The sequence below is a fragment of the Sphingomonas sp. EC-HK361 genome (genome assembly GCF_902498785.1).
GTDB lineage: Bacteria > Pseudomonadota > Alphaproteobacteria > Sphingomonadales > Sphingomonadaceae > Sphingomonas.
The window spans coordinates 1193105-1214547 of record NZ_LR701494.1; the positions used below are offsets into that span (position 1 = coordinate 1193105).

20 protein-coding genes and 1 pseudogene are annotated in these 21443 nt (G+C 64.4%); 15 read left to right on the top strand and 6 right to left on the bottom strand.

The window, feature by feature from the left end:
* Window positions 1-113 precede the first annotated feature (113 nt).
* The 15 genes from BOS5A_RS13065 to BOS5A_RS13135 all read left to right on the top strand — a co-directional run bounded on the left by BOS5A_RS13065 (window position 114) and on the right by BOS5A_RS13135 (window position 14825).
* Complete coding sequence (locus tag BOS5A_RS13065) at window positions 114-458, top strand: flagellar basal body rod protein FlgB (RefSeq protein ID WP_151956002.1); 345 nt, start codon at window positions 114-116, stop codon at window positions 456-458.
* Between the two features lie 2 nt (window positions 459-460).
* Window positions 461-871 (top strand): flagellar basal body rod protein FlgC, encoded by a 411-nt coding sequence (gene flgC, locus BOS5A_RS13070; RefSeq protein WP_151955514.1) that lies wholly within the window; start codon window positions 461-463, stop codon window positions 869-871.
* 1 nt (window position 872) lies between these two features.
* Window positions 873-1556, top strand: coding sequence for a flagellar hook assembly protein FlgD (locus BOS5A_RS13075; protein WP_151955515.1), 684 nt, complete (start codon window positions 873-875; stop codon window positions 1554-1556).
* A 35-nt stretch (window positions 1557-1591) separates the two neighbouring features.
* Entirely contained in the window at window positions 1592-2872 is a 1281-nt protein-coding gene (locus BOS5A_RS13080) for a flagellar hook protein FlgE (protein WP_151955516.1), read from the top strand.
* A gap of 125 nt (window positions 2873-2997) precedes the next feature.
* Window positions 2998-3750, top strand: coding sequence for a flagellar basal-body rod protein FlgF (flgF, locus tag BOS5A_RS13085; protein ID WP_151955517.1), 753 nt, complete (start codon window positions 2998-3000; stop codon window positions 3748-3750).
* A 10-nt stretch (window positions 3751-3760) separates the two neighbouring features.
* The gene (gene flgG, locus BOS5A_RS13090; RefSeq protein WP_151955518.1) at window positions 3761-4549 is read left to right on the top strand and encodes a flagellar basal-body rod protein FlgG; all 789 of its coding nucleotides are present in this window, start codon (window positions 3761-3763) and stop codon (window positions 4547-4549) included.
* 14 nt (window positions 4550-4563) lie between these two features.
* The gene (locus tag BOS5A_RS13095) at window positions 4564-5244 is read left to right on the top strand and encodes a flagellar basal body L-ring protein FlgH (RefSeq protein WP_151955519.1); all 681 of its coding nucleotides are present in this window, start codon (window positions 4564-4566) and stop codon (window positions 5242-5244) included.
* Between the two features lie 35 nt (window positions 5245-5279).
* Window positions 5280-6377, top strand: coding sequence for a flagellar basal body P-ring protein FlgI (locus tag BOS5A_RS13100; protein ID WP_151955520.1), 1098 nt, complete (start codon window positions 5280-5282; stop codon window positions 6375-6377).
* Complete coding sequence (locus BOS5A_RS13105; protein WP_151955521.1) at window positions 6374-6718, top strand: rod-binding protein; 345 nt, start codon at window positions 6374-6376, stop codon at window positions 6716-6718. Before BOS5A_RS13100 ends, BOS5A_RS13105 begins: the two co-directional genes overlap by 4 nt.
* Window positions 6715-8061, top strand: a complete 1347-nt coding sequence (gene flgK / locus BOS5A_RS13110; protein ID WP_151955522.1) for a flagellar hook-associated protein FlgK — start codon at window positions 6715-6717, stop codon at window positions 8059-8061. Before BOS5A_RS13105 ends, flgK begins: the two co-directional genes overlap by 4 nt.
* 6 nt (window positions 8062-8067) lie before the next feature.
* On the top strand, window positions 8068-8955 hold the full coding sequence (flgL, locus tag BOS5A_RS13115; protein ID WP_151955523.1) for a flagellar hook-associated protein FlgL: 888 nt from the start codon (window positions 8068-8070) through the stop codon (window positions 8953-8955).
* A 113-nt stretch (window positions 8956-9068) separates the two neighbouring features.
* Window positions 9069-9932, top strand: coding sequence for a flagellar motor stator protein MotA (gene motA / locus BOS5A_RS13120; protein WP_151955524.1), 864 nt, complete (start codon window positions 9069-9071; stop codon window positions 9930-9932).
* 253 nt (window positions 9933-10185) lie between these two features.
* Window positions 10186-11091: a flagellar motor protein MotB gene (locus tag BOS5A_RS13125; RefSeq protein ID WP_151955525.1), complete on the top strand. Its 906-nt coding sequence runs from the start codon at window positions 10186-10188 to the stop codon at window positions 11089-11091.
* Window positions 11092-11168: 77 nt separating this feature from the next.
* Window positions 11169-13505, top strand: coding sequence for a GH92 family glycosyl hydrolase (locus BOS5A_RS13130; protein WP_151955526.1), 2337 nt, complete (start codon window positions 11169-11171; stop codon window positions 13503-13505).
* A 66-nt stretch (window positions 13506-13571) separates the two neighbouring features.
* Complete coding sequence (locus BOS5A_RS13135) at window positions 13572-14825, top strand: DNA methyltransferase (protein ID WP_151955527.1); 1254 nt, start codon at window positions 13572-13574, stop codon at window positions 14823-14825.
* A 193-nt stretch (window positions 14826-15018) separates the two neighbouring features.
* Here the strand turns inward: BOS5A_RS13135 and BOS5A_RS13140 are convergent, their stop codons facing one another.
* The 6 genes and pseudogenes from BOS5A_RS13140 to BOS5A_RS13165 all read right to left on the bottom strand — a co-directional run bounded on the left by BOS5A_RS13140 (window position 15019) and on the right by BOS5A_RS13165 (window position 21397).
* Entirely contained in the window at window positions 15019-16080 is a 1062-nt protein-coding gene (locus BOS5A_RS13140; protein ID WP_151955528.1) for a tyrosine-type recombinase/integrase, read from the bottom strand.
* 23 nt (window positions 16081-16103) lie between these two features.
* Window positions 16104-16238: pseudogene (locus BOS5A_RS16290) on the bottom strand (helix-turn-helix domain-containing protein); the annotation flags it as partial.
* Between the two features lie 115 nt (window positions 16239-16353).
* Window positions 16354-16863 (bottom strand): hypothetical protein, encoded by a 510-nt coding sequence (locus BOS5A_RS13150; protein ID WP_151955530.1) that lies wholly within the window; start codon window positions 16861-16863, stop codon window positions 16354-16356.
* A 113-nt stretch (window positions 16864-16976) separates the two neighbouring features.
* Window positions 16977-17771, bottom strand: a complete 795-nt coding sequence (locus BOS5A_RS13155; RefSeq protein ID WP_199857368.1) for a hypothetical protein — start codon at window positions 17769-17771, stop codon at window positions 16977-16979.
* A 134-nt stretch (window positions 17772-17905) separates the two neighbouring features.
* The gene (locus BOS5A_RS13160; protein WP_199857369.1) at window positions 17906-18115 is read right to left on the bottom strand and encodes a hypothetical protein; all 210 of its coding nucleotides are present in this window, start codon (window positions 18113-18115) and stop codon (window positions 17906-17908) included.
* 945 nt (window positions 18116-19060) lie between these two features.
* On the bottom strand, window positions 19061-21397 hold the full coding sequence (locus tag BOS5A_RS13165; RefSeq protein WP_151955532.1) for a hypothetical protein: 2337 nt from the start codon (window positions 21395-21397) through the stop codon (window positions 19061-19063).
* Window positions 21398-21443: the final 46 nt, after the last annotated feature.

Here is a 21443-nt window from a genome sequence, read left to right on the forward strand (position 1 = left end):
CGCCCATGCGCTGCGAACGCACTTCGCTAAACACCCCCGCCCCTTCTCTCACCACAATCTGGCACGGCCATTGCAAAGCATCCCGCGCACAATGGTGTGCAGGAGTGAGGCCGATGGCGGCAGACACACTTTTCGGGGTTCATGGCGCGGCGCTCGAAGTGCGTTCGCAGCGCATGGGCGTGCTCGCGTCGAACATCGCGAATGCGTCGACGCCGGGCTTCAAGGCGCGCGACATCGATTTCAACGCGGCGCTCGCCAGCGTCGAGCAAGCCGGCGGCACCGACCTGTCGGCCGCGACCCGCTACCGCATTCCGAGCCAGCCCTCGATGGACGGCAACACCGTCGAGCTGTCGGCCGAGCAAACCGCCTTCGCCGAAAACGCCGTCCAGTATCAGACGACGCTGTCCTTCCTCAACGGCCGCATCGGCCAGATCACCCGCGCGCTGAAGGGAGAATAAGCATGGCCGACAACCCCATGACGATCTTCCAGGTGGCCGGCCGCGCGATGTCCGCGCAGCTCATTCGCATGAACACGACCGCGTCGAACCTCGCCAATGCCGGCGGCGTCGCGGGCTCGGCGGACGCCGCCTACAAGACGATGAAGCCGGTCTTCAAGACCAGCTTCGATGCCGCCTCCGGTCTTTCGACCGTCGATGTGCAGCAGATCGTCACCGCGGGCGAGGCACCGACCAAGCGCCACGATCCCTCCAACCCGATCGCGGACAAGGACGGCAACGTCTTCGACGCCGCGGTCGATGAAACGCGCGAGCTGGTCGACATGATGGAGACCGCGCGCAGCTACCAGAACAATGTCGAGGTGATGAACACGGCGAAGAGCCTCATCATCGACACCCTCAAGATGGGCCGCTGACATGTCCGCTTACGATAGTACGCTCGCCAATCTCGGCATCGGCCGCACCGGCGCGGCGGCAACGCCGACGGTGCAGACCGCCGCGCAGTCGCAGTCGCTCGGCCAGGCCGATTTCCTGAAGCTGATGACCGCGCAGATGGAAAATCAGGATCCTTTCAACCCGGTCGACAACACCCAGATGGTCGCGCAGATGGCGCAGTTCTCGCAGCTCAGCGGCATCACCGAGATGTCGACGACGCTGAAGGCGATCTCCGACAAGCTCGGCAACACCTCGACCGCGGACGCGCTCTCCTATGTCGGCAAGACCGTGCTGACCGAAGGCAGCGTCGCCTATGGCCGCACCGGCGGCGGCATCGCCGGCGCGGTCGAGCTCGATGGCGACGCGACCAACGTCAATGTCACGATCAGCGACGCGAACGGCCAGGTGCTGAAAACGCTGCCGCTCGGCAAGAGCGCGCAAGGCACCGTGACCTATGACTGGGACGGCAAGACCGAGGCCGGCGAGGATGCCGGCACCGGCCCGTTCAAGATTTCCGTCCTCGCGCAGAACGGCGGCGCGAACGTCACCAGCCGCTCGCTCGTCTGGGCGCCCGTCGAATCGGTCAACATGACCGGCGCGTCCCCCACCCTCACCCTGCCCGGCATCGGGCAGATCGCCACCACCGCCGTCCGCAAGGTCGGCTGAGCCCGCCTGAACGCACTTTCAAAGGAGTTACCCGCATGTCCTTCTACACCGCGCTTTCGGGCCTCAAGGCCGCCCAGACCGACATGGCGTCGATCAGCCACAACATCGCCAACGCCTCGACCAACGGCTTCAAGAAGAGCCGCGCCGAATTCGCCGACATCATCTCGTCCAGCGTGTCGCTGTCGCCGACCCAGATGATCGGTTCGGGCACCGCGGTGAAGGCGAACCGCCAGCAGTTCGGTCAGGGCAACCTCGTCCAGTCTTCGTCCAGCCTCGATCTCGCGATCTCCGGCGACGGCTTCTTCGCGGTCAAGCCCGATCCCAATTCGGCGACGGTCAACTACACCCGCAACGGCGCCTTTCTGGTCGATGCCAACAACAACGTCACCGACGCGAACGGCAACTTCCTGCAGGTCTATCCGGTCGACGGGTCGGGCAACGTCACCCAGGCGAGCATGGGCACGCTCCAGAACCTGACACTGCCGGCAACCAGCGGCAATCCCAAGGCGACGCAGGACGTGACGCTCGGCGTCAACCTGAACGCCAAGACCGCGCTGCCGCTGAAGACCCCGTTCAACCGCCTCGACGCGTCGTCCTACAATCAGGCGACGACGACCACGGTCTATGACGCCGGTGGCAACCCGATGACGATGACGAGCTATTACGTCCGCGACACCGCGCCGATCCCGTCCAACCCGCCCGCCGCCGACGATCTTTCGAGCACCTGGTCGGTCTACAGCTTCGTCGGCGATCAGAAGATGACCGCGGGCGGCAGCGACAGCGTCCAGCTTCAGTTCGGCAATACCGGGCAGCTGACCGCACCGGCCACCAAGACGACGTTCGACGCGTTCACCCCGGCGAGCGGCACCGCACAGGCCATCGCGCTCGATCTGAACGCCAGCACCCAGACGGCGGCGCCGTTCAAGCTCGCCGCGCAGACGCAGGACGGCCTCGCGGTCGGCCAGCTGCAGGGCGTGACGGTCGACGACGCCGGCATCGTGAAGGCCAGCTTCTCGAACGGCGACATCAAGGCGCTGGGCCAGGTCGCGCTCATCAACTTCTCGAACCCGTCGGGTCTGCGCCAGCTCGGCGACAGCGGCTGGGCATCGACCGGCGTATCGGGCACCCCGATCGCGGGTTCGGCCGGTCAGAAGGGCCTCGGCAACCTGATGTCGGGCACGATCGAGCGCTCGAACGTCGATATCACCGAAGAACTGGTCAACCTGATCGCCGCACAGCGCAATTTCCAGGCGAATGCGAAGGCGCTCGATACGTCGAGCCAGATCTCGCAGACCATCTTCAACATCCGTAGCTGATCTGATCGATGCAGACCCTCATTCCCGTTCGGGCTGAGCTTGTCGAAGTCCATTCTGCGCCACGAAGTGCGGAACGCCCTTCGACAGGCTCAGGGCGAACGGATTTGGGACAGGGGCAAGAGTAAATGGACAAGCTGGTCTACACCGCGGCGACAGGCCTCAAGGCGCACATGGCGGCGCAAGCCGCCATCGCCAACAACATGGCGAACGCGTCGACGACGGGATTCCGCGCCGACCGCGTCGTGTTCGACCGGCTGGAACTCAAAGGTGGCCCCGCGCAGCTGGAGGCGCGCTCGCCGACATCGGAGGAAGTCACCGACGCCGATCGTTCGCCGGGCGCGCTCCAGCAGACCGGCCGCCCGCTCGACGTGGCGATCACCGGCACCGACGACTGGATGGCGGTGCAGGCGTCGGACGGCTCCGAAGCCTATACGCGGCGCGGCGATCTGCAGGTCGCGCCTTCGGGCGTGCTCCAGACCGGCGACGGGTTTCCGGTGATGGGATCGACGGGGCCGATCACGATCCCTCCCTATGACTCGATTGCGATCGCCGGTGACGGCACGATCTCGATCGTGCCGCAAGGCGGCGATCCGAAGAACCCGCAGCAGGTCGATCAGATCAAGCTCGCGTCCACCAAGGGATCGGACACGGTGAAGGGGCTCGACAACCTCCTCCACGTCCGCGGCGGCGGCGCGCTGCCGAGCAATCTCGACGGCAAGATCACCGCGGGCGCGCTCGAAGGGTCGAACGTCAACATGACGCAGGCGCTCGTCGACATGATCGAGAACCAGCGTTCCTACGAGGTCCAGGCCAACCTTCTGAAAGAGGCCAAGAACATGGACGAAAGCGGAACCTCCGTGATGCGTCTGCCGAGCTAAGGATTAGGCCATGACATCTGCAGCCATGCACATCGCGCGGACCGGGCTCGACGCCCAGGATACCCGCATGCGCGTCATCTCGAACAACCTCGCCAACGTGAACACGACCGGCTTTAAGCGCGACCGCGCAGCGTTCGAGACGCTCGCCTATCAGACCGTGACCGCACCGGGCGCGCAGAGCACGTCGGAGACCAAATACGCGACCGGACTCAATCTCGGCACCGGCGTGCGCGTGCAGGGCACCGCGCGGATCGACACGCAGGGTTCGCTCAACACGACCGGCAACAGTCTCGACCTCGCCCTCGACGGCGACGGCTTCTTCCAGGTGCAGCTGCCCGGCGGCCAGCTCGGCTACACCCGCGCCGGCAATTTCAGCCGATCCGCGGAAGGTCTGCTGGTGACGGCCGAGGGCTATCAGGTGATGCCCGGCATCACCGTTCCCGAAGGCGCGACCCAGATCACGATCGGCAATGACGGCACCGTCTCCGCGACTGTCGCGGGCCAGACCGAGCCGACCCAGCTGGGCCAGATCCAGGTGGCGAGCTTCCCTAATGGCGCGGGGCTACAGCCCACAGGCGACAACTATCTGACCGAGACCGCGGCCTCCGGCGCGGCCAACCTCGGCATCGCCGGGCAGGATGGACGCGGCAAGATTCGTCAGGGCATGCTTGAAGGATCGAACGTCAACGTCGTCGAGGAACTCGTCGACATGATCGAGACCCAGCGCGCGTATGAGGTCAATTCGAAGATGATCTCCGCGACCGACGACATGCTCAAATATGTGAACCAGAACCTGTGACGCCGATAACCGCCATGTTCGATCGCACCCTTCTTGCCGCCTCCGTCCTCGCGCTGGTGTTCGCGCCGGCGCATGCGGACGCGCGCAAGAAGAAGCCGAAGGACGAGGACGCGTTCGCGACCGTGCACCCCGCCTCGACGCCGCCGGCGCCGCCCCCGGCGAACGGCGCGATCTTCCAGGCGGCGGACGGTTACGCCGCGCTCTACGAAGGTTGGCGCGCGCGCCGGGTCGGCGACCCGCTGACGATCGTGCTCGTCGAGCGGACGGCCGCGTCGAAGTCGGCGAATTCGAAGCTCGATTCCAAGGGCGGCTTCGGCCTCACCCCACCGACCACCGGCCCGCTCAACCTGTTCAACACGACCGACGCCAGCGTCAGCGGCAGCCGCAACTTCGGCGGTGGCGGCACGACCGATCAGGCGAACTCGCTCTCGGGCGAAGTCTCGGTGACCGTTGCCGAGGTCTATCCCAACGGCACGATGCTGGTGCGCGGGCAGAAGCGTGTGACGCTGAACCGCGGCGACGAGTTCATCCGGATCAGCGGCCTCGTCCGCACCGCCGATATCGGCATCGACAACCGTGTGCTGTCGACCCGGGTTGCGGACGCGCAGATCGCCTATACCGGCAAGGGCGACCTCGCCCGGTCCAGCCGGCAGGGTTGGCTGGGCCGCTTCTTCTCCGTCATCAGCCCGTTTTGACGGTTCGTTAACCACGTCCGGCGCAGGCTAGCCCAATGATCCGCATCCTTCTCTCGCTCGCCATTGCCGCCCTGCTCGGCGCGACCCCGGCTTATGCCGATCGCGTCAAGGACCTCGGCGGCTTTCAGGGCATCCGGTCGAACCAGCTCACCGGCTACGGCGTCGTGGTCGGGCTGCCGGGGACGGGCGACGACAATCTCGAATATACCGTCCAATCGCTGAAATCGGTCGTCTCGCGCTTCGGGCTGCAACTGCCGCCCAATGCCAATCCGGGGATGAAGAACGCCGCGGTCGTGATGGTCACGGCGGAGCTGCCGCCCTTCGCCAAGCCCGGCCAGCGGCTCGACATCACCGTCGCGTCGATGGGCAAGGCCAAATCCCTGCGCGGCGGATCGCTGATCCTCACCCCGCTCCAGGGCGCCGACGGCCAGGTCTATGCGATGGCGCAGGGCAATCTCGCGGTCGGCGGGCTGGGCGCGGAAGGCGCTGACGGCTCGAAGATCGTCGTCAACATCCCTTCGACCGGCCGCATCCCCGAGGGCGCGACGGTGGAACGCGCGGTCGCGACCGGGTTCGACACCGCGCCAAGCCTCATGTTCAACCTCCAGCGCGCCGACTTCACGACGGCGCAGAACGTCGCCGCCTCGATCAACCGCCGCTTCGGCGCCGGAGTCGCGGAGGCGGTCGATGCCGTCTCGATCGCGGTGAAGGCGCCTCCCGGTGCCGACACCCGCGCGACGCTGATGTCCGAGATCGAGAATCTCGATGCGACCGCTGCCGAGCCGCCCGCGAAAGTAATCGTAAATGCGCGCACCGGAACGGTCGTTATCAACTCCGCGGTCCGGGTCGGTCCCGCCGCGGTGACGCACGGCAAGCTGACCGTGCGCATCGACGAGAACCAGCGGATCAGCCAGCCGGCGCCGTTCAGCCAGGGCCAGACCGCGGTCGAGCAGCGCTCGAACGTGTCGGTCGAGGAGGAGAAGAAGCCGATGTTCCTGCTCTCGCCCGGGCCGAAACTCGCCGATATCGTGAAGGCGGTGAACGCGATCGGCGCATCGCCCGCGGACCTCGTCGCGATCCTCGAGGCCCTCAAGGAGGCAGGCGCGCTCAAAGCCGACCTGATCGTCCTGTGAGCATCATCGGCAACACGACCGGTATTGCCGCGGACACCAGCCGGCTGGGCACCAAGGCCAATCTGGAAAAGGCCGGCAAGCAGTTCGAGGCCGTCTTCGTCAACATGATGCTGACGTCGATGCGCAAGGCGAAGCTCGCCGATCCGCTGTTCGATTCCAAGGCGATCGACACCTTCAGCGAGATGCAGGACCAGAAGGTCGCCGCCACGATCACCGAGCACACCCCGCTCGGCATCGGCAAGGCGATGACCGATTTCCTGTCGCGCGCCATGCCCGCGCAGGGGGCGGATGCGGCTGCGGAAGATTCCCTTAACCCCGGGACTGCTAACGCGTCGCCATGAGCGACCTGCTCTCCATCGGCGCCTCGGGCGTCCGCGCCTATCAGAGCGCACTGTCGACGGTGTCCGAAAACATCGCGAACGTCGGCGCGTCCGGCTATTCGCGTCGGACGACGACGATGCGCGAGGTCGCGCCGATCGGCGGCGGCCTCGCTTCGCGCGGGATCGATGCCGGCAGCGGCGTCACTGTCAGCGGCGTCGCGCGCGCGGGCGATTTCTATGCGGGTGAGGCGGTGCGTACCGCGAATGCCGATCTCCAGAAGACGTCGGCCAGTGCGACCTGGCTCGATCGCATCCAGTCCTCGCTGACCGGCAGCACGCTCGACAAGAGCATGACCGACTTCTTTGGCGCCGCGACCACGCTCGCCGCCGATCCGTCCGCGCAGGCCCCACGTTCCGCGATGCTCGAATCGGCGCAGGGCGTCGCCTCGTCCTTCCGCTCGACCGGTCTCGCACTCGACGCGACGATGGCGGATATCGACCAGACCGGCGAAGGCCAGGCGCTGAAACTCTCCAGCCTCGCGGCCGAGCTTGCAAAGGTGAATGACGGGCTGGCGCGGGTGCCGGCCAATTCCAATTCCTCCGCCGCCCTCGCCGACCAGCGCGACCAGTTGCTCGCCGACATGAGCGACATCGTCGATATCGGTGTCAGCATCGACAATTTCGGCCGCGCGACGGTCAATGCGGGCGGCGCGCAGGGGCCCTTGCTGCTCAGCGGCACGACGCCGGGCACGGTGCGCTACCAGCGCAATGTCGACGGCACGATCGCCTTCACCGTCGAACGGACTGGGCAGATCGCCTCGCTTACCCCCAATGCCGGATCGCTGTCGGGGCTTGTCGACGGGGCGCAGCGCGTCGTCGATGCGCGCGCGAAGCTCAACGCCCTCGCCACCGATTTCGTCGCGGGCATGAACGGTATCCAGGCGCAGGGCCGCGACCTGAACGGCAATCCGGGAGCGGCGCTGTTCACCGTCGGCAGCAACCCAACCGACCTCAGCGTCACGCTCGCCGATCCGTCGGGGATCGCAGCGGCCGCTCCCGGTGGTGGCCCGCGCGACAACAGCAACCTCACCGCACTCCAGAGCTTGCGCAATTCGGCCGGCTACGAGACGACGCTGACCGCGCAGGTCAGCGCCAACGCGGCAACGCTCGCCCAGCGCAAGACCGTCGTCGAGGCGCAGACCGCGATCAAGCAGGGCGCGAGCGCCACGCTCGACCAGATTTCGGGCGTCAACCTCGACAACGAAGCGGTCGATCTGATGCGTTTTCAGCAGGCTTATCAGGCGTCCAGCCGCATCATCCAGTCCGCCCGCGATATCTTCCAGTCCATCCTCGAGATTCGGTGACGCGCCATGCAGGTTTCCACCAGCCTCTTCTACGACCGCGCCAGCCAGCGCATGAGTTCGCTGTCGTCGAAGATCGACACGATCAACGCGCAGATCTCCAGCGGCAAGAAGCTGCTCGCGCCTGACGACGACAGCGTCGCCTATCAGCGGCTGCAGAGCATCGCGCGCGACACGTCGGACGCCGCCGCCTATGCCAAGAATCTCAGCGTCGCGAAGCTCGCCTTCTCGCAGGCCGACAGCACGCTCACCTCGCTGACCCAGCGGCTCCAGCGCGCCAACGAGCTCGCGACCCAGGCAGCCAACGGCACCGTCTCGCCAACCGACAAGCAGGCGATCGCCGCCGAGCTCGACAAGATCATCGACGATGTCGTGTCCTTCGCGAACACAACCGACGCGCGCGGGCAGCCCGTCTTTGGCGGCACGAATGGCACGACCGCCGTCACACGTACGGGCAGCACGATCACATTTTCCGCCGGCACGCAGGCGGCGATCCCGATCAGCGCCGATCAGGACGTCGTCGCCGGCGTCAATGCCGAGACGTTCCTGAAACTGCCGTCCGGCGCCGACGTCGTCAGCGTGCTCAGCGCGCTGCGCGACCAGCTCAACGCCGGCGGCGTCGTCGATACCGCCGGCGCGCAAGCCGACATCACGTCGATCTCCACGCAGGTTACCAGCACGCAGGCGGCGCTCGGCGCCCGCGCGGCGCGGGTCGATCTCCAGCAGACGATCCAGACCGACGACGCGACCAACCGCGAAATTGCACGATCGAGCCTGGAGGACGTCGATGTCACAGACGCCTATGTCCAGCTGCAGAAGCAGATGACCGCGCTGCAGGCGACACAGGCCAGCTTCAGCAAGCTCACCGGACTGTCGCTGTTCGATTATCTGCGCTGATTGCGCGGATTTCGGGGGGCTTGGTAACCGCTTGGCTACCAAATCCGGTTAACCATCGGACGAATCCGGAAAAGCCCTCGCGCTCTTCCACGTAACCGGGGGTCCCGCTCACCATGTTTCCCGTCATCGGCCTCGTCGTCCTGCTCGTCATGGTGTTCGGCGGATTCGCCATCACCGGCGGTGCGCTTGGCCCCGTCATGGAAGCCATCCCGCACGAGATGCTCATCATCGGCGGTGCCGCCGCCGGCGCGCTCATCATCGGCAATTCCGGCAAGGAACTGAAGGCGATGGGCGGCGGCCTGATGAAAGTGTTCAAGGGACCGAAATACAAGAAACAGGATTATCTCGACGTCATCTTCCTGGTGTCGAAGCTGATGAAGATGCTGCGCACCGAAGGCCCGATCGCGCTGGAGCCGCATGTCGAGGACCCGAAATCGTCCGCGATCTTCGCCGAATATCCTCGCCTCGTTGCCGACCATACGCTGGTCAACCTGATCGCCGATACGCTGCGCCTCGTCGTCGTGTCGTCGGGCACGCTCGACGTCCACGCGGTCGAGGACGTGATGGACAATGCGATCAAGACGCATCACCACGAAGTCGAGGGGCCGCACACGACGCTCGCCAGCCTCGCCGACGCACTGCCCGCACTCGGCATCGTCGCCGCCGTATTGGGCGTGGTGAAGACGATGGGGTCGATCGACAAGCCGCCATCGATCCTTGGCGGGATGATCGGCTCCGCGCTCGTCGGCACCTTCATGGGCGTGCTGCTCGCCTATGGCATGGTCGCCCCGCTCGCCAGCCGGCTGAAGCAGGTAATCGATGCCGACGCCGCGATCTATCATGTGGTGAAGCAGATCATCATCGCGTCGCTCCACGGCCACCCGCAGCCGCTGGTCATCGAGGCCGCCCGCTCCGGCATCGCCCACAAGAACCAGCCGGGCTTCGCCGAAGTCTTTGACGGGCTGCGGGGGCGGTGAGCGTGATGTTGTTCACGCCGAGGCGCGGAGACGCGAAGATTTTGATTCACGCGGAGGCGCGGAGACGCGGAGATTCAGCGTCCGTTGCCCCCGTCTCGCGTCAGCGAGACATCCAGAGCCATCGGCGGCCGCGCGCTGAAGGGCCGCTGACGCGGCCGACCTCGCCGAACGCACAACACCTCCGCGTCTCCGCGCCTCCGCGTGAACCTCTTCGCGCTAACGGCTTCGCGTCTTCGCGTGAGAGGCTCTACTAATGGCCGCGCGCGCACCGCACGGCAGTAACCAGCCGCCGAAGATCATCTACAAGAAAATCTATATCGAAGGGCATGGCGGTCATCATGGCGGCGCCTGGAAGGTCGCCTATGCCGATTTCGTGACGGCGATGATGGCGTTCTTCCTGCTGCTCTGGCTGCTGGGCGCTACCACCGAGAAACAACGCAAGGGCATTGCCGATTACTTCGCGCCGACGCTGATCGACACCCGGTCGCAGGGTGTCGGCGGCAGCGGGCTGCTGGGCGGCAATTCGGTGACCGAACAGGAAAAGCTTGGGCCGAAGGCTGGTAGTTCCATCCTGCCGAGCATCACGCCGCCGCAGATCCAGTCCAGCGGCGGACCGCAGGCGGGCACCGGCGACAAGGGCTCGCTGCGCAATCCGGTGACGACGGCGGAGGACAACAAGAACTTCGCGACCATGCGATCGCGAATCGCATCGCGGATTCGCTCCAGCGCGGCGCTCGCCCGGCTTGCCCAGCACATCCGCTTCGTCCAGACTCGCGACGGCCTTCGGATCGATCTGGTCGACGATGCGGACTATTCGATGTTCGCGCTCGGCACGACGACGCTGGAAACGGACGCGTCGAACCTGATCGGGATGATCGCGGAATCGATCAAGGACATGCAGAACCCGATCATGATCCGCGGCCACACCGACAGCGTGCCTTACGGTGACCCGCGTGCCATGAACAACTGGATGCTCGCTTCCGGCCGCGCGGAGGCCACCAGGCGCCGGCTGGCGCAAGGCGGCCTCGCTGAAGCGCGCTTTTACCGCATCGAGGGCGTCGCAGACCGCGAACCGATGATCGCGAACAACCCGGAAGACCCGCGCAACCGCCGCGTCGCGATCACGCTGCTCTACCGCACCGGGCGTTTCGGCGAATGAAGTGAGCGGACCGCACTGATCGTATCGATCGGATTTCCGGCCTTTTCAGCGGTGCGCTGCCTCGCCTAGACAGGGGCATGCGCCCTGTCCTTTTCGCCGCCGCGCTCTGCGCCTCCCCGCTCCTCGCCCAGACTGCGCCGCGCACCACCGATGCGGCAGACGACCCGATCGAGATCGTGGATCCCTTTATAGGGACGGGCGGCGAAGGCCACACCTTTCCCGGCGCGGTCGCACCGTTCGGCATGGTGCAGCTGTCGCCGGATACCGACACGAGCTGCACAATCCGCGATTGCTACGGCCACGCCGCCGGCTACCGCTACGACGATCCGACGATCCAGGGCTTCAGCCACACCCATTTCTCGGGCGCCGGCCATTCCGATCTCGGCGACGTGCTTGTTATGCCGGTTTCGGGCGATGCGGTCGCGATGGATCCGGGCACGCCGGACAAGCGCGGCTACCGGTCTCGCTTCTCGCACAAGAACGAGATCGCCCGCCCCGGCTATTACGCGGTGACGCTCGACGATCCCGGCGTTCGCGCGGAGATGACCGCGGGCACCCGCATCGGCGTCCACCGCTATACCTTCCCGGCGGGCAAGGCCGCGCACCTCGTGCTCGACCTGCGGTCGTCGCTCTACAATTATCCGGGCAAGACGTTGTGGTCGGGGCTGCGGCTGATGCCCGACGGCACGCTCACCGGCTTTCGCGAGACGCGCGGCTGGGCGCCGGGGCGCAAGCTGTTCTTTGCGATGCGCTTCTCCGCGCCGCTCACCGACCACGCCTTCGTCAATCGCGAGACCGACATCGCCTATAAGGGTTTCCAGGGGCCGGGCCGCGGGCGCGACGACAACCCGCAGCTGCTGGGCCGCGCGCTCGAAGCCCGGCTCGACTTCGGCACGCTCGCAAGACCGCTCGAGGTGCGCGTCGCGCTTTCCGGCGTGGACGAGGCCGGCGCGATCGCCAACCTCGATCACGAGGGCGGCGATTTCGATGCCGTGCGTGCACGCACCCGCGATGCGTGGGGCAAGGCGCTCGGCGCGGTGCGGTTCGAGGCGCCGGCGCCGATGCGCACCAGCCTCTACACCGCGCTCTACCACAGCCTGCTCGCGCCCAGCGTGTGGAGCGACAGCGACGGACGTTATCGCGGCCCCGACGATCAGGTCCATCTGGCGAAGGACTTCACCTTCCGCTCGACCTTTTCGCTCTGGGATACCTTCCGCGCCGAGCATCCGCTGCTGACCCTGATCCAGCCGGAATCGACCACCAACGACGTCGTTCGCTCGCTCATCGCCAGCCAGCAGACGAGCCCTTACGGTATCCTCCCCGTCTGGCAGTTTGCGGGGCGCGAGACGTGGACGATGATCGGCTACCACGCTGTTCCCGTCATCGCCGACGCGTATCTCAAAGGCATTCGCGGCTATGACGCGAACGCGGCGCTCGACGCGATGATCGCCAGCGCGACCTACGCGCCCTATGGCGGGCTCGGCGACTATATGGCGCGCGGCTATGTGCCGATCGACAAGGAGCCGGAGGCGGCGTCCAAGACGGTCGAATATGCCTATGACGACTGGACGATCGCGCGGATGGCGCGCGCGATGGGGCGGGGCGACGTCGCCGACCGCTTCGAAAAGCGCGCCGCGAACTGGCGCAACAGCTTCGACACCAGGACCGGCTTCGTCCGCGCGCGCCTGTCGAACGGCACCTTCCGCACCCCCTTCGATCCGACCGCGATCAACTACGGCTCGGATTATACCGAGGGCAATGCGTGGCAATATAGCTGGTTCATGCCGCAGGATCAGGCCGGGCTGATCCGCCTGCTCGGCGGCGACGCGAAAACCGTGTCAAAACTCGACGCGATGTTCGATTATGACAATTCGAAGCTCGATTACAGCCATGCCGAGGATATCGCCGGCCTGATCGGCCAGTATATCCACGGCAACGAGCCCAGCCACCATGTCGCCTATCTCTATGATTTCGCTGGCGCTCCCTGGCGTACGCAGGGACGGTTGAAGCAGATCGTGGACAGCCAGTACAAGCCAACCCCCGATGGCCTGTCGGGCAATGACGATTTGGGTCAGATGTCTGCCTGGCTCGTCTTTACCGGCCTGGGCTTCTACCCCGTCGCGCCGGGATCGAACCAGTATGTCATCGGCCGACCCTTCGCCTCACGCGCCGTGATGACGCTGCCCGGTGGCAAGCGCTTCACGGTGACGGCGGAGGCGCTGTCCGACGCCAACCGCTATGTCGGCCGTGTGACGCTGAACGGCAAACCGCTGGAGCGAAGCTACATCACCGACGCTGAAATCCGGCGCGGCGGCGAGTTGCGCTTCACGATGCAGGCGCAACCCAATCGCCAATGGGCGGCGAACGAAAATGCACGCCCCTATTCAATGACCGGCGCCGTCAGCACGAAATAGACGTGAACAGCCATCGCCAGCTCCCCCGGGGTGGCGATGGCATACCCCCGCTGCTATCGGGATGGCATGCTGTCCGCCGACCTTTCCGATTTGCCGCTGTTCGGCGACCGCGCGGAAGACCCGTCGCCGGGGCGGCACGTCGATATCACCGGGCACCTCACGAATTTCGCCAATTTCGGGCAGCGGACGCTCGTCGAGCGCACCGAGTCCATCCCCTATTTCGTCAACGAATTCTGGACCGCCGGACAGCGCCAGTCCCATTCGTTACACGAGGTGAGCTACCGCGCCTGCTTCAAGGCGCAGTTGCCCGAATTCTTCATCCGGCTGCTGACCCAGCCCGGCGACACGGTGTTCGACCCCTTCATGGGGCGCGGGACGACCCCCATCCAGGCCGCGCTGATGGGCAGGCGGCCGGCGGGCAACGATATCAATCCGCTCTCCACGCTCCTGACCCGCCCCCGTCTCAACCCGCCATCTGTCGCGCAGGTCGCCGAGCGGCTCTCCAGCATCGATTGGGAAGATACGGGCGAGCAGCCGGACGAACTGCTGGCCTTCTACCACCCCGCCACCCTCGCCCGGCTGTCTGCACTCCAGGGATGGATCGCGCGCGAAGCACCCGTCGCCGATGCAAGTCCCGACCCGGTCGCGGACTGGATCCGGATGGTCGCGATAAACCGGCTTTCGGGCCATTCGCCGGGGTTCTTCTCGGGCCGGTCAATGCCCCCCAATCAGGCGGTTTCCGTCAAATCGCAGTTGCGGATCAACGAAAAGCTCGGCGTATCGCCGCCGCCCCGCGACGTGATCGCGATCATCCTCAAGAAAACGAGGACGCTGTTGGCGGACGGCGGGATGCCGGAGCATCCGCCGCACGCGCTCATGGTCGGGACGGCTGATCACACGCCCGAGATTGCGGATGCCTCGATTGCGCTCGTCGTGACGTCGCCGCCCTTTCTCGACATCGTGCACTATGCCGCGGACAACTGGCTGCGCTGCTGGTTCGCAGGCATCGATGTCGGCGCGATCGATATCGCGATGCACCGGACCGAGGCAGCGTGGGAAGCGATGGTGAAGGGCGTCCTGCTCGAGCAGGCGCGCATCCTGAAACCCGGCGGGCATGTCGCGTTCGAAGTCGGCGAGGTAAGGAACGGCAAGGTGCTGCTGGAGCGTCTCGTCTGGCAGGCGGCGGAAGACCTCCCGTTCGATCGGCTCGGCGTCATGGTGAACGCCCAGGTCTTCACGAAAACGGCTAATTGCTGGGGCGTGAGCAACGGGAAATCGGGCACCAACACCAATCGCATCGTCCTCCTGCGGCGGCGCTGAGATTTTGGCAGACACCTGAAATTCTGGCGCACCCGACAGGATTCGAACCTGTGGCCTCTGCCTTCGGAGAACTCTCTCTGCGCCTGCGCGCACGGTTTTCTGCGGCATTTCACCGGCGTTTGTGGCGGAACAAGACCGGAAACGATCGACGTAGCGGAGACAAAACGGGGACAGGTTTAGCATGCTGGCCGCCCTATGCACGACGGTCTGCCGCGCGGCGCGCGCTTGCCAGATGGTCTGGAGAGTGATGGGCGTAAAGCTCCGTCGTTCTAGCTACAGACTGCCCGAGCCACCCCCCAATCTCGAACATCGAAACTCCAGCCTGGGCCATCCACGTCCCGCACGTATGTCTAAGCGTGTGAGGCACGACGCCCGTATCAGCCAAACCGGCTCGCGTGCATGCTCGGCCGAAGCTCCCGCTCCTCGCGTCTCCGATGTCCGTGATCCTGTGACCGTTTCGATGCACGACATAGCCAAGATCGCTGCCGCGACGCCTAGCCAGCCTTAGGAACGTCATCAGCCGATCCGGGATCGGCAAGATCGGCCGCCCCTTACTCGTGCGTTTGCGACCAGGGGGATTGAAATTTATAATTCCGCGATCGAGGTCGATTTGTGGCCAGCGAAGCGACAAGATCGCCTCTTTACGTGCGCCGGTGTAAAGCGCGATCACCAGGAACAGCGGCAGATAGAGACGCGTATCGGAGCGCGACCGCACAGCCGCATGAATGAGCTGCGCGGCTTCCGTTCGGGAAAGCCATCGGCCGCGTCCTTCCGGCTTGGAAGGCAGAAAAACGTGCGGCACTGCCGTCAGGCGTCCGTAACGCTGAGCGAAATGAAGCGATGCGCGGAGCGTTCCAAGTTCCTTGCGGATTGTCCCCGGACTCCGCTTTCGCTCTCGCGTGTAGGCTCGGCACGTCTCTTGCGTGATCGCGCTTACCATCGACGCTCCCCAAAATGGCAGCAGCGCGTCGATCGCATATGCAATCCGCTCGGGCGCCGCGGTCGTCGGAGCATGCTCAGCTCCATACAGCGCAAGCGCATCGGCTATTGGAAACTGTGAGGGATCACGAGGCCCTCGTGGGAGGTCGATCTTTCCGCGCTCGATAATGAACTCGGCGAGCCGCGCTTCAGCTTCTCCGCGATCATTCGTGCCTGTGCTACGCTGGCGCTTGTTGCCGGCGTCATACCATTGGATGTAGAAGACGCCGCGCTTGCGCAGGAATTTGAGACCGGGGCCATTATTGGGGCGGGGCATAACGTCACCTTCCGATCCTGAATGAACCTATCGACATCGCCGCGTTGAAACATCCACGTTTTGCCGATCTTCACCGCCGTGAGACCCTGCGACCGCATCGATCGAAGCGTTCTTGGCGAAGGTAATCCGTAGGCAACGGCAACCTGCTCAGCTGTCATCAACGGCTCGATCACAGGCACCTCCAAGATGTCTTCTCGCTGTTCGACGCACCCCCACACCCCCACTCTCGCATGTCGGGAGCGATGCTTCCTTTTGGGAAGGGGTCGCTCATCATCATGAGCCGACACCGATTGAACGCGCCTCTATGAGAACCCTCATTTTCGCAAAAAGCCCACGCGCGACGAGCGCGACAGGAAGAACGATCATCACCCCGTCCTCTTCGCGATCTCCCGGCTGCCAAGGCCGAAGAATGTCGCCCGGCGTGCGCACCAAATTGAAGGTCATTTTCCCGTTGCCGCCGCTTGCAGGCGGTGCCGCAAAATGCTTCCCGTTGAAGACTTCGAGAAAGTCCCCCTCGATCGAGTCATATTCTGCGATCGCGTTGTCAGCGATCGCGCTGCCGATGCTTGGCGGCACTTTCATCGTAAAGGCCAGCAACCCTACCAAATCTGCGTGCAGCAGCTGGATCGCCGAAAACCGGCGCCGGCCATCGACGTGCACCGGTTTGATGTGACCGTGCTTCACCCAGCTCTTCGCCACTTCGATGTGCAAAGGCTCTCGCGTCAAGGTGACGAGGTCGTCGATGCCGAAGATTGGATCGCGCAGTAACGCGTTGGGGTCCATGATAAAACTCGCACAGGGAAACCGTTCCCCGTATCCTATGGGGGAAGGACTTCCCCGCGTCAAGTGGGTCGAAACATACCGCCCATATGCCTTCATAGCCGAGTGGATTTCGATCACGCCGCCAGCCCCTCGATATCCCGCGCGACGACCTCGATCCGCGCGGCCGGGTCCGTTTCCATCATCACGCCCACCTTCTCCGCCAGTTCGGTAAGTGAAGCCGGCCGCGCTGCCAGCATCCGCTCGCGCGCCGCATCGAAGCGCTCGTATGCGGCGTCGTTCTCGCGATCGGCGACGGACAGGCCGCTGGCGACATCGGCCGCGCGGCACGCATCCTGCCATGCCTCGATCTTGGCAGCGTCGCGCTCGATCAGGTCGCGCTTCCAATCGATGATCGGGGCCACGATGCGCTCTGCCATCCTCGCGCGCAGCTCGGGGCCGCTCAGATCGGCGCACTCGGTCGGCCAACAGACACCGTGATTTAGCCAGCCCGGCTTTGCGGGGGCGGTCGCGTCATACCGCTGCGCGGCCTCGTCATAGCGGTCGAAAGCGGCGTCAGAGGCCATTTCTGCCGCGCGGTAGGCTTGCAGTGCTTCCTGCCATTCCGACCGCTCCAACGCGGCCGGGAGAGGCGCGGCGGCCACAGCAAGGCTGGCACCAAGCGCGACGACGACGGCGCGCCTGGTAGCGGTGAAATGCCCGAACTTTCCGGATGACGGTTCAATCTCGCGCACGCTATGCGCGCACTCAGCCTGTTGCATGGACTCAGCCTCCTGCGATGGGTCAGAGCCGGGGAAAGGGTGCAACCTTGCCTCGGCTCGCTTTTGATGGCACCGTAAATTGGCAATGTCAATTAGCGGCACCATAAAAAGGCGAGGACGCCCGGCAACTGGTCTAGGGAAGTCGCTCAACGTGCGTCTACAGCCCGACCAGTTGGCCGCGCTAGACACATGGATCGCTCGGAACGCACCTGACCAATCGCGACCGGAGGCAATCCGCACAATTCTAGCTGAGAAACTAGATAATTGAGCGGTGAACCGGTCCGTCATATCGAGAGAGCGGTAGCTGCTGCTGCAACTACATTCGCAGTCGTCGTTGGCTTTTTTTCAAGTCCGTTGTTGCGCTTTGCAAATCCCGGCTCTCTAACCTTTGGCGGATTTTTCCTCGCATTGGGTATTGGCAGTCTGTGGCTGTCCATATTGTCAGGAGACAACCGAAAGTTCGCCAGACTTTTTGATGCATCAATGATATCCATTGGCGGAGTTATCATTGCTACTTGCCTTTGGACCGCTTCATATCGATCAGAGATGAATGACGCTCGCTGCTTCAAAATACAGCGAGAAATGCTCCTACCTTCGCCTCGGCGAAGCGATCTTCCAGAGCTTTTTTCTGCACTCGGCTGTTCGCCCTCTGGAACGGATGACGTGCAAATCGTAAATCCGGCTACGAAGCGAGCGCCGAAGTAGTTCGAACTTTGCCGGCAAACGGTGCCAGGTGCGAGGGAGCGACGCACTTGTCGCGCTTCAGCATCTGCCCCAACTCAACCTTGGCAAGGCGCCTTGTAGGATTGGTTCGTGTAAAACGGCTTCGCTTGCTACGACCGAATTCCATATCGAGACGATCGAAGGGTTTCTGCTAGTGCGGACCCAAGCTCGGTTTAGGCTTCTCTTGGCAAATGGGGGTGCGTGCGGACTAGTCTCGCTTTGTTCCTTTGGCGAATCACTTAACGTGTTATATCCGGAGTCGTGATTGCATCTCCGAAACGACGAAACCCCGGCGCGCCAACGCCGGGGCTCTGATCGGAGGGGCAACTCTCGCGGGTTTCCAGTCCGGTACGCGAGAGCGGGATACTTCCCCTCGTTTGTAGGCTTCGTGTCTACATTTTGGGGGAACCCGTCAAGACCGGTCGTTTGCCATTGAGGATACAAATATTGGCGAACATTCCTGAGCGGCCGAAGCGCCGCCCACGCTTTCCCCTTTCCGATCAGGCGATTGCTGATATCTGGAAGCGCCTTCGGGCGGGGGATTTCCAGCACGATATCGCAGCCGACTACGGCGTCAACGCGGGGCGCGTGTCGGAGATCAACACCGGGAAGCGCGGCAACCATGTAACTGGGCTGCCGCCGCAATAGCCGGGAAGCCGGTAACGGGGAGGCCGCTGAGCGATCAGCGGCCTCTTTCCGAACACGCGACTGACGCCTCATCCCGCCAGCGCTCGCTCGCGCGCCAAGGCCTGTTTTCGGTTGCTGTCCGCAACCGTCTCGATTGCGACGTCGCCGCTGATCGATCGCACGCGCGCCTCGAACGCGTGCCCTTCGCCAACGACCAGCTGCACCACTGCAGGCGTCCGCCCGCCGAGCGCGTCGTTGGGTAGGATGTTCCCAGAGTGCGGCGCCGTGAACAGCTCCGGCCCCCTCTCTCCCACGACATAGGATTTCCCGCCGATAACTGGCCCGCCGAGCGCGCGCGCACCGCTGAGAAAGTCGAGCGCATGCGAGGATCCCGCGCTGATCGACGCGCCAAGCGATGCTGGAGCCGACGAAGCGCCTGCGCCGAGAAGCGATTCCAGCGGGCCAACGATCGCTCGCTGGATTCCAATGCGGATCAGCGCGGCGACAATTTGCTTAGAAACGCTGTCGAACACGTCGGCAAGCGAATGCGCCCCCGCGATTGCGTCGCCGATCCCATCGACAAGGCTTTTGACGCCATCGGCTGCGACGCTCTCCAGCGCCTCGTTCGCTTCGGCTGCGGTCTGTGGAAGGCTGTCGAGGAAGGAGCCGAGCGGCCCGAGGTTGTCGCGCTGCGCCTTCTGCTGCGCAAGCCGCTGCAGCGTGCCCAGCATAGCGAGGCTCTCACGCGCGATCGCCTTTTCGTCGGGACTGGATGATTCTCGACCCAGAATATCCTGCTGGGCCAGGCGCAACTGCTCGAATTGCAGATCGAGTATTTTGAGCTCGAGGACACCTCGCTCCTTTGAGGTCCGCGCAAGATTGGCCTGCGCGGTGAGAAGCTGCTGTTCGTTATCGTTCCTCGCGATGGCGGCATCGAGCGACTGCTTGGCGATTAACTCGCTGTTCTCGCGCGCCAACAGCTCGCCCTTCATGACGGCAGTTTTCTGTATCGATGCGATGAGCTGCTGCTTGTGCGCGTCCTTCATATCCTGATCGGAGCGGATCGCTTCGATTTGCGAGTCTCGTTCGTGGGTGAGCAGTTCCCGCTGAATTTTGAACCGTTCGGTTTGATCGACGGTGAGGTCCAACTGGGCAGAGAGCTGGTCATTCTGTGAGCGAGCGAGGTCGCGCATGAATTCCTTTTCGTTACGAAGCGCTTTTTCGTGGGCACGTTGCTGCTCTCGCGCCAAACGATCAGTGCCGCTCCGGCCCCCACCGTTGCCCCCACCCGTCGTCGTCGCCGTTCCAGCACCGGCTGGCGTGAGCGTCGCGGGCATTGTCGGTTTGCGGCGCTGACTGGCGGCAAAAGCCTTCACGGCACCCTGCGCCGCCTTGTAGGCGTCGAGGACGCCCTGCGCATCTGGCCTCTCATACCCCACCACTTTCTGGTTGCGGTATTTCTTCACAGCATCACGAAATTGCTGGACCTTCAGTTTCGCGTAGCCCTGCTCGCTCTGTGCAGCGATCTGGTCTTTACCGCTTCCGAAAAAGCTGCGGACGCCGGCGCCGATGCCATCCTTAGAAATAATACGAAACAAGCCAGTCATCGGGGCCTGCGCATTGATCGCGCTGGTCGCAAGCTGGCTGAAGGCGTTGGCCAGGTCGTAAATCGCCGTGGCATTATTCGCCACAGCGCCAGCGATATTCGCCTCTAGCACCTGTTTCAGATCGCTGAGGCGGTCGGCGGTTTGGTCCGCGTCCGCAATCTGCTTGTCGCTCAGGACCACTCCCATGCGCTGCGCCGCGTCCCGCAGGCCGTCGATCGCCTCGCTTCCTCCTGATAGGAGCGTGTCCAGCCTTTGTCCGGTCTTACCGAACAAGGCCACTTCGATTGCGGCGCGCTGCGCCGGATCCTGCACCTTGGCGAGGGCATCTGCGATCAGTGGTATCGCATCCCCGGCCGTTGCGGCGTTCTGCAGCACATCTTTGCCGAGGAGATCGCTGAGCTCCCTGAAGGCGGCGACAGGCTTCTTCACTCCATCGCGGGCCTGCCCCATGCTGACCGTCAGTTTCGCCAAACCCTTGTCGATCTCCTCCTGCGAGATGCCGACCTGCGTTGCGGCGTAGCGATATTCCTGCAGGTCCTTGGTCGTGACGCCGAGCTGCTGCGCGACCTCGCCAAGCGACGAGGCGTATTCGAGGCCCTTGGATGCGAGGCTGCCTAGCTCAGCGGCGCCAGCGACTGCGCCCAGCCCAGCAAACACCTTCGCGAACGTGGAGACCTCGCCTGCGGCGGAGCGCATCGAACGGCCGATCTTGAACCCAAGCTGCTCGGCGCGGTTCTCGGCCTTCGTCGCACCCGCGCTGAACTGCGCGGAATCAAGTCCGAGGGTGACGCGCAGTGCGCCAATGACCGAAGATGCCATAGCGATATCCTTTCAAATGATGCGCGGCGTTGCTCGATTGAACCTT